Raw genomic sequence first — 6,631 nt, 5'->3', positions numbered from 1 at the left:
CGTATGTGGTCGTTCTCGCCCACGCTGAGCGACCAGAGGCGACCCCGAACCGGACGGGGCGGGAGAGGGAGGGCAATGCCTGGGGGGTCACCGCGCGAGGTCGGCGGCGACATCCACGAGCGCAGCCCGCACGCGGCGCACGGCCGCGCGTGCCGGCGCGTCGGGGCGGGCCAGCACGTCCACGTGACGGTTGAGGGTGACCCCGGCCAGCGGTCGCAGCACCATGCCGTCGGTCGCCAGGGCGCGCGCCGTGAACCGCGGCATGACGGCGATCGCCGCCCCGGCGCGGACGATCTGCGCGGCAACGAAGAACTCGTTCACCCGGTGGGCGATGACCGGCGGCTCTCCGCTCAGCGCAGCGATCGCCTGCAGCACGCCGGTGAGCGGAAAGCCCTCGTGCGTCGAGATCCACGCCTGTCCGCGGAGGGCCGCGGGATCGATCCGATCGGCGGATGCCAGGGGGTGCGCCGCCGGCAGCGCGACGTCCAGCGGTTCGACGAACAGCGGCGTGACTACCATCCGCTCCCGCGGCCAGTCCGGGGCGTGGGCCAGCCGGTGCGCGATGACGAGGTCGTGCGCGGCCACGAGTCCGGGGAACTCCTCGCGCGCGACGTCCTCGTCGGTCAGCGCGACGGGTACGCCGTCGAGCGCGGCCAGCAGCGGTGCGAACAGCGCGACGCCTGCACTGTGGAACGCCGACACGCGCACCGGCGCGGCCTCATGGGCGAGGAACGCTCCGACGCTCTCTCGGGCGAGCACCAGCGCCTCGTCGACCCGGGCGCCGGCGGACGCGAGTGCGCGCCCGGCATCCGTCAGCACCAGCCGACGACCCTGCTTCACGGTGAGCGGCACGGGAACGTCCGCCTGCAAAATCGCGAGCTGCTGCGACACCGCCGACGCGCTGACGTGCAGCGCCGCCGCGACAGCCGACACGCTGCCGCGATCATCCAACTCGCGCAGCAGCCGCAGGCGCATCGGATCCATAAGCAATCTCTAACACATCGATGAAGACATTGCCCGATGCTCTTCACGACCGTGGCTGTCACGCTGAGCGCATGACCCGCCGCTCCGACCTGCTCGTCGACCTCGCCCTCGTCGCGGTCGCCGTCGTCTGGGGCGCGAGCTTCCTCGTCGCCAAAGACCTCATCAGCCTCACCGGGGTCGCTTCCGCCAATGCGCTACGGTTCCTTGTCGCCGCCGGCGGCGCCGGCATCCTCTGCGCCCTCACCCGGCAGCGCCTCCCGCGCGGGCGCGGGCTCGTGATCGCGGCGGCCCTGGGCGGCACGCAGGCGGCGGTCATCGGGCTGGAGACCTGGGGCGTGAGCCTCACCTCCGCGACCAACGCGGGCCTGCTCATCAGCCTCGCCCTCGTCATGACCCCGGCGCTGGAGGGCATCGCGTCACGCGTGTGGCTGCCGCGCTCGTACTTCGTCGCTGCGGTGGCCGCCGTCGTCGGCGTCGCGCTGCTGGTCTCGGGCAACGGCATCCACCTGCCGACCGCCGGCGACGTGCTCGTCATCGCCGCCGCGGTCGTGCGCGCGGTGCACGTCACCGCCAGCGGACATCTGACCCGCGGGCGGCGCGACAGCTCGCTCTGCGTGGTCGTCGTGCAGCTCGTGGTCGGCAGCGTCGTGTTCAGCGCGATCGCGGGGCCTTCCCTGCCGGTCGCGGTCGCGCGACTGGATGCCGCGGCCCTCGCCGACGTGCTGTTTCTCGGACTGCTCTGCTCGGTGTTCGCCTTCGCCGTGCAGCTCTGGGCGGTGCGGCGCACGTCGGCCGCGCGCGCGAGCATCCTCATGGGCACCGAACCCGTCTGGGCGCTCGTCGTCGGCGTCGCGGTCGGCGGCGAGGCGATCGGCCCCGTCGGCGTCGCCGGGGCGGCAGTCATCGTCGGCGCGAGCTACGCGGGCCAGGCGATCGAGCGCCGCCACCGCCTGGCCCGACGGGCGCCGGGGCAGGCCGCGTCAGTGGAACAGGCGACGCCAGACATTCGTGTCGGCGAGGTCGATGAGCTCGTCGCCGCGCCCCGACAGCACGGTGCGCAGCGCCCAGAGTGAGAACCCCTTCGCCTGGGCGAGCGTGATCGACGGCGGCATCGCCAGCTCCTGACGCGCCGTGACCACGTCGACCAGCACCGGCCCGTCGGTCGCGAGCGCCTGCGCGATCGCCCCGCGCAGCTCGCTGCCCTTCTCCACACGGATGCCGGTGATGCCCACCGCTTCCGCGATCGCGGCGAAGCTCGGGTTGTCGAGCCCCGTGCCGAAATTGACGATGCCCGCCGCCTTCATCTCGAGCTCGACGAAGTTGAGCGACGAGTTGTTGAACACGACGATCTTCACCGGAAGGTCGTTCTGGCGGATCGACAGCAGGTCGCCCAGCAGCATCGCCAGCCCGCCGTCGCCGGCGAGGGCGATCACCTGGCGCGAGCGGTCGACGCCCTGCACCCCGAGCGCCTGCGGCATCGCGTTGGCCATCGATCCGTGCGCGAACGAGCCGATCAGCCGCCGCGTGCCGTTCATGTGCAGATAGCGGGCGGCCCAGATCACGGGGCTTCCGACGTCGGCGGTGAACACGGCATCCGCGTCGGCGAGCTCATCCAGCACGCGCGTGACGTACTCCGGCCGCACCGGAGCCTTGCCGTCGTCGACGGCCAGGTCGTCGAGCCGCGCGCGGGTCTTGCGGTAGTGGGCGACGCTCTCCTCGAGGTGCTTCGACGAGCGGTCGCCCTGCAGCAGCGGCAGCAGCGCGTTCGCGGTCTCTTTCACACCGCCGACCAATCCCACGTCGATGGGCGTGCGCCGCCCCAGCTGCTCGCCGCGGATGTCGACCTGGATCACCGTCGCCTTCGAGGGGAAGAACTGACGGTACGGAAAATCGGTGCCGAGCATGAGCAGGGTGTCGCACGACTCCATCGCCTTGTACCCCGACGAGAAGCCCAGCAGCCCCGTCATGCCCACGTCATAGGGGTTGTCCCACTCGATGTGCTCCTTGCCGCGCAGGGCGTGCACGATCGGCGCCTGCAGCGTCTCGGCGAGGGCGAGCACCTCGTCATGCGCGCCCGCGACGCCCGACCCGGCGAGGATCGTCACCTTCTTGGCGTCGTTGAGCGCGGTCGCGGCGGCGGCCAGAGCGGATGCCGAGGGCAGCACCGTCGAGCCGGCCGCCCGGATCGGGGCCGTCGGCCGCCGGTCGGGCGCGTCGGCGAAGAACACGTCGCCGGGCACGACGACGACCGCGACGCCGCGCCTTTCGACCGCGGTGCGCATGGCGATCTCCAGCACCCACGGCAGCTGGGCCGGGTCGCTCACCAGCTCGGTGTAGACGCTGCACTCGCGGAAGAGCTCCTGGGGGTGCGTCTCCTGGAAGTAGGTGCTGCCGATCTCGGCCGACGGGATGTGCGAGGCGATCGCCAGCAGCGGCACGCGGTTGCGGTTGGCGTCGAACAGACCGTTGATGAAGTGCAGGTTGCCAGGGCCGCACGAGCCCGCGACGACGGCGAGCTCGCCCGTCAGCTCCGCCTCGGCGCCGGCGGCGAAGGCGGCGGCCTCCTCGTGCCGCATGTGCATCCAGCGGATCGCATCATCGCCGCCGTCGCGTCGCAGCGCATCGGTGAAGGCGTTGAGCGAGTCGCCGGGAAGACCCCAGATGCGGGTGACGCCGGCGCGCTTGAGGGTGTCGATGAAGAAGTCTGCAACGTTCGCCATGCCCCAACGCTACGCCGCTTGTGCGCGTCACGGGGTTGGACGATCGTCGAGTCCTGTTCCGTCCCGCTCACCCCCGGTCGTTGAGGGGCTACGGCAGCAGTTCGGTGCGCAGCAGGTCGACGAGGCCCTGCGCAGCGCCGGTCAGGGGGCGACGGCGCGACCACGCGAGAGACACCTCGAAGGCGGGAACGGCGTCATCGAGCGGCATGATGCGCACCGGCATCCGCGGGGCCGGATCGGCGAACGGACGCCCCGAGCCCGACGAGGCCGCCAGCGCCGCGAAACGCGGCACGATCGCCAACCCCAGCCCCTGTGGCACATACGCGGCGGCCGTGGAAAGATCGGCGACCTCGATGAGCACACGGCGTGACACCCCGGCATGGGCGAAAGCATCGTCGACGATGCGCCGCGACCCGTACCCCGGCGGCAGGTCCACGAAACTCTCCCCCTCGAGCATCGCGAGCGTGACGCCCTCGGCATCCGCGAGCCGGTGCGTCGCCGGCACGACCAGCACGTACGGCGATGCGGCGACGACCTCACCCCGCAGGCTCGCCGGAAGCGCATCGACGACCGCGAGCAGAGCCAGGTCGATCTCGCCGCGCTCGAGCTGGGCGACCAGACCCGACGAACCCAACCCCGTCGCCCGCAGCTGCACCGCGACGGCCGGATGCCGCTCGTGATAGCGGCCCAGCAGCCCCGGCACATCGACGAGGTCGACGCCCGTCATGAGCCCCATCGTCACGGCCCCCCGCAGTTCGGTCGCCGCCGTAGAGACCGCCTCGCCGATCTCGCGCATCTGCTCCAGCACCGCCCGGGCGCGCGTGAGCAGTTCCTCCCCCGCGCCGGTCAGTCTGATCTGCCGATGAGAACGGTCGAACAGTTCGACACCCAGCTCGCGCTCCAGCTCCCGCACCGTGGTCGACACTGCCGACTGCGCCAGCAGCAGGCTGTCAGCCGCCCGTGTGAAGCTCATCTCCCGCGCAACGGCGACGAAGACGGAGAGGTGGCGGACATCCATGCCTCGATCATGCCGCGCTTGTCGACGCGACGGAAATCATCTGTGAATCAGATGACTCGCATCATCGACGCCGTCTTCCTCGCCAGACGCCGGCGACGGAGCATGGAGTCATGAGTATCGCCACGGTCGCCACTCCCCCCACGTCGCCCTCCGCCACGCACCTGCCGACGCCACCCGCGGGACGTCGCGCGGCGGATCGCGTCGTCGACGTGCTCATGGCCCACGGCGTGCGGTGGGTGTTCGGCGTGCCCGGCGCCAAGATCGATCCCGTCTTCGACGCGCTCGCGGCGGTGCAGGGCATCGCCGGGGCGCCGCAGCTCATCACGTGCCGCACCGAGCAGAACGCGGTCTTCATGGCCGCCGCGGTCGGCCGGCTCACCGGCATCCCGGGAGTCGTGCTGGTCACCAGCGGCCCCGGCACCGCCAACCTCGCGACGGGGCTGCTCACCGCGACCACCGAGGGCGACCCGGTCGTCGCGATCTGCGGTGCCGTGTCGCGCACGCAGCACCTCAAGCGGGCGCACCAGGCGATGGATGCCGTCGGCATGCTGCAGACCGTGACGGTCTCGGCGGCCGAGGTCACCGCCGCCGACAACGTCGCGGAGGCGATCGTGAACGCGTTCCGCGCCGCGACCCGCGAACCCCGCGGCGCCGCCGCCGTGGTGCTCCCCTACGACGTGTCGACGGCGACGACCGCGATCGGCTTCCGCGATGCGATCGTGCCCGCCGTCACCGGCGGGGCGGCCTCGGCATCCGTCGATCGCGCCGCCGCACTGCTGCGTGAGGCGCGCTTTCCCGTGATCCTCGCCGGTGCCCGCAGCGGCGATCCCCGCACCGTCGACGCCCTGCACGCGCTGCTGCGCGCCACCGGGCTGCCGGTCGTGGAGACCTTCCAGGCCGCCGGCATCATCTCGCGCGAGCTCGAACACCACTACCTCGGACGCGTGGGCTTCGCCCGCAACCAGCCCGGCGACGTGCTGCTGCACCGCGCCGACCTCGTGCTGACGCTGGGCTACGACCCCGTCGAGTTCGTGCCCGCGGAATGGAACGCCGGCAAGGACCGCCGCATCGTCCACATCGACACCGTGCCGGCCGACATCGACAACGACTACCGGCCCACGGTGGAACTCGTCGGCGACCTCGCGACCACCCTCGTCGACCTGCTCCTGGCTGTGGATGCCGCGGGGCTTCCCCTCCCGCACGATGCCGAGACCGCCCGCATCGTCGATCGCGAGCGCACCCGCCTCGCCGAGAACACCGACCTCGGCGACCCCGACCACGACGACGCGTTCGGCCTCGACCCCGTCGCGGTCGTCGCCGGCATCCGCGCCGCCCTCCCTGATGCCGCCACCGTGCTCTGCGACGTCGGCTCGAACTACCTCTACATGGCGCGCCACTTCCGCACCTACCGTCCCCGCTCGCTGATGTTCTCCAACGGGCAGCAGACCCTCGGCGTCGCCCTGCCGTGGGCCATTGCGGCCAGCCTCGCCGACGCGGGCGCACCGGTCGTGTCGGTGTCGGGCGACGGCGGGTTCCTCTACTCCGCCGTCGAACTGGAGACCGCGGTGCGGGTCGGGGCGAGCTTCACGCACATCGTGTTCAACGACTCGGCCTACGACATGGTGGCCTTCCAGCAGGTCGAGAAGTACGGGCGCACCGCGGCGGTCGAGCTCGGCGCCTACGACGTGGTCGCGTTCGCGGAGTCGTTCGGCGCCCACGGCTACCGCGTCACATCCATCGACGACCTCGTTCCGACGATCCTCGCCGCGATCGCCGAACCCGGCCCCTCGGTGATCGACGTTCCCGTCGACTACCGCGACAATCTGCACCGCCTGGGCGGCGACCTGCTCGCCGACGTGCTGCTGTGAGCCGCTACCTGCCGACCGGCCTCCCTCTCTCCTCCTCCTCC

The 6,631-nt window shown here is 71.8% G+C and carries 5 protein-coding genes; 2 read left to right on the top strand and 3 right to left on the bottom strand.

Translation table 11 applies throughout. The features are described 5' to 3' along the window. Positions 1-87: 87 nt before the first annotated feature. The gene (locus AS96_RS11735) at positions 88-984 is read right to left on the bottom strand and encodes a LysR family transcriptional regulator (protein ID WP_036289924.1); all 897 of its coding nucleotides are present in this window, start codon (positions 982-984) and stop codon (positions 88-90) included. Between the two features lie 71 nt (positions 985-1,055). Between AS96_RS11735 and AS96_RS15075 the strand changes: the two genes are divergently transcribed. Beyond that, positions 1,056-2,057 carry a DMT family transporter gene (locus AS96_RS15075; protein ID WP_081768054.1) on the top strand — a complete coding sequence of 334 codons (1,002 nt, stop codon included), beginning with the start codon at positions 1,056-1,058 and terminating at the stop codon, positions 2,055-2,057. Here the strand turns inward: AS96_RS15075 and poxB are convergent. Continuing rightward, complete coding sequence (poxB, locus tag AS96_RS11720) at positions 1,965-3,704, bottom strand: ubiquinone-dependent pyruvate dehydrogenase (RefSeq protein ID WP_036289918.1); 1,740 nt, start codon at positions 3,702-3,704, stop codon at positions 1,965-1,967. The two genes, AS96_RS15075 and poxB, sit on opposite strands and share 93 nt — an antisense overlap. An 88-nt stretch (positions 3,705-3,792) precedes the next feature. Then, the gene (locus AS96_RS11715; protein ID WP_036289916.1) at positions 3,793-4,722 is read right to left on the bottom strand and encodes a LysR family transcriptional regulator; all 930 of its coding nucleotides are present in this window, start codon (positions 4,720-4,722) and stop codon (positions 3,793-3,795) included. Positions 4,723-4,832: 110 nt separating this feature from the next. Between AS96_RS11715 and alsS the strand changes: the two genes are divergently transcribed. Next, positions 4,833-6,590 carry an acetolactate synthase AlsS gene (gene alsS, locus AS96_RS11710; RefSeq protein ID WP_036289914.1) on the top strand — a complete coding sequence of 586 codons (1,758 nt, stop codon included), beginning with the start codon at positions 4,833-4,835 and terminating at the stop codon, positions 6,588-6,590. Positions 6,591-6,631 lie beyond the last annotated feature (41 nt).

Origin of the sequence: Microbacterium sp. MRS-1 (genome assembly GCF_000585455.1) — a bacterium.
In the GTDB taxonomy this organism is placed as follows: Bacteria; Actinomycetota; Actinomycetes; order Actinomycetales; family Microbacteriaceae; genus Microbacterium; species Microbacterium laevaniformans.
This window is presented reverse-complemented; position numbering and strand designations above follow the sequence as displayed.

Excerpts from the sequence above, each read along its gene's own strand:
- AS96_RS11735 (WP_036289924.1), bottom strand. The coding sequence starts at position 984 with ATGGATCCGATGCGCCTGCGGCTGCTGCGCGAGTTGGATGATCGCGGC.
- AS96_RS15075 (WP_081768054.1), top strand. The coding sequence starts at position 1,056 with ATGACCCGCCGCTCCGACCTGCTCGTCGACCTCGCCCTCGTCGCGGTC.
- poxB (WP_036289918.1), bottom strand. The coding sequence starts at position 3,704 with ATGGCGAACGTTGCAGACTTCTTCATCGACACCCTCAAGCGCGCCGGC.
- AS96_RS11715 (WP_036289916.1), bottom strand. The coding sequence starts at position 4,722 with ATGGATGTCCGCCACCTCTCCGTCTTCGTCGCCGTTGCGCGGGAGATG.
- alsS (WP_036289914.1), top strand. The coding sequence starts at position 4,833 with ATGAGTATCGCCACGGTCGCCACTCCCCCCACGTCGCCCTCCGCCACG.